Genomic DNA, 1,930 nt, shown 5'->3' with positions numbered 1-1,930 from the left:
GCGTGTATAGGCTCACGCTCTTCCCGAAACCGAAAAATTATTTTAAAGGAGAATTATTATGAAAAAAACTAACAAAACTTTTAAGAGATTCGCAGCCATCACTTCCGCTTCACTTTTAGCAGCTTGCGCTGTTGCTCCCGTGGCATTTAATGCTTTTGCCGTCAAGGTTACAATCGACTCATCAGTTGATAATGATGGTTATGATGCTGATAAAGCAACACACACTTATACAGCATACCCAATTTTTGCAGGTGAATTTACAGATGAAGGATTAACTATTAATGGTTGGGGAACTGGTTTTGATTCAGCTAGCTTGTTAGCGAATGAAACTTTCAAAGCGCTTGTTGTTGAACCCGCTGTTCCAGAGGATCCTGATACACCTGAAATTGAAGCCAAAGATGCTGTTACATTTGCAGATTTTATTTCTGGAAAAGCTAATGATGATTTAGCTGCTGTAACAGCACAGGCTATTGAAAAAATGATTGCATTAGATTCAATTACAGCTGACGGATTAGCTGATATTTTGGCACAGTATGTAAGTGCAAATGGTACGCCAATAGCTGCTAATACTGATTTATCACAGGGTTACTATTTAGTAAAAGATACATACACTGTTGGTACTGATACAGCTACGAATGATGCACTTTCTAAGTTTATTCTTAAGGTGGCAGGAAATGAAGACATTGTAATTACACCTAAGAAATCTTATCCTACAGTAATCAAGAAGGTTAAGGAAGATAATAGCAATAATACAATAGCTGATTATCCTGAGGGAGCTACTGCTCTTGAAAATGCTGTTGACCATACAACAGGTTGGAACGATGTAGGAGATTTCTGTATTGGAGAAGAAATTGACTTTATGCTTTATGGTTCTGTTCCTGCTACAATTGATGATTATACAAATGGCTATAAATATGTATTCAATGATAAAATGAGTTCAAATCTTGAGTATATTGATGCAGGTAACGACGGTAAACCTGATGTAACCGTTTATATTGGTGATACAGAAGTAGATTCAGATGATTATATTGTAAGCGACATTGTTGACAATTCATTTAGTGTCACATTTAATAACCTTAAAGAGATAAGCGATGAAGAGGATAATCCTATAACAGTAGACGGTTCAAGTATAGTAAAAGTTGCTTATAAGGCAAAGTTAACATCTAATGCTGAACCTGGTAAAAATGGTGAAACAAATGAAGTTTACCTTGAGTACTCAAATAATCCTGAGTGGTCTGGTGAAGCATCAAATAATACAGTAGATAAGACGATAGTAGATAAGGTTGTTGTATTCACATATGAACTTGATGTAACTAAGGTTGACGGTGCAACAAAGAAAAAACTTGAAGGTGCATCTTTCCAGCTTTATAAAGTGGTTAAAGAAACTGAAAACTCAGTAGAAGTAGATAATAGATATTATGCTAAAGCAACAAATGGTGTATTTGCTGGATGGGTTAAGGCAACAAAGGCAGGAGATGATTATACTGTTCCAGCTGATGCAGCTACATTCACTTCTAATGCTGATGGTTTATTTACACTTAAAGGTATTGATGAAGGTACATATTATCTTTCTGAAACTAATCCACCTCAAGGATATAATGCACTTCCTGGAGATAAAAAGCTTACAATTACAGCAGAAACAGCTAATGAACAAGACGAAGTAGCAGATGGTAGCGAACTCCAATCATTATCAATTACTGTGGATAGTGTCAATACACCAGGTAACGTTACAGATGGTAGCGTAAGTATGAGTGTTGAAAACAATAAGGGTACAGAACTCCCCGGCACCGGTGGTATCGGTACAACAATCTTCTATCTTGGCGGTGGAGCAATGGCAGCAATCGGCGGCATTTACCTCATTTCCAAGAGAAGAATGAGAAAGTCTGAGGAATAAGTTAAAATATAACATTATTAAATCGGAATAGAAAAC

1 protein-coding gene is annotated in these 1,930 nt (G+C 36.5%); it reads left to right on the top strand.

From position 1 onward, the window contains the following. Nucleotides 1-58 precede the first annotated feature (58 nt). Complete coding sequence (locus tag ACKI2W_RS04650; protein WP_407379724.1) at nucleotides 59-1,894, top strand: SpaA isopeptide-forming pilin-related protein; 1,836 nt, start codon at nucleotides 59-61, stop codon at nucleotides 1,892-1,894. Nucleotides 1,895-1,930: the final 36 nt, after the last annotated feature.

This window comes from Methanobrevibacter sp. (assembly GCF_045603845.1).
Lineage (GTDB): Archaea > Methanobacteriota > Methanobacteria > Methanobacteriales > Methanobacteriaceae > Methanocatella.
This window is presented reverse-complemented; position numbering and strand designations above follow the sequence as displayed.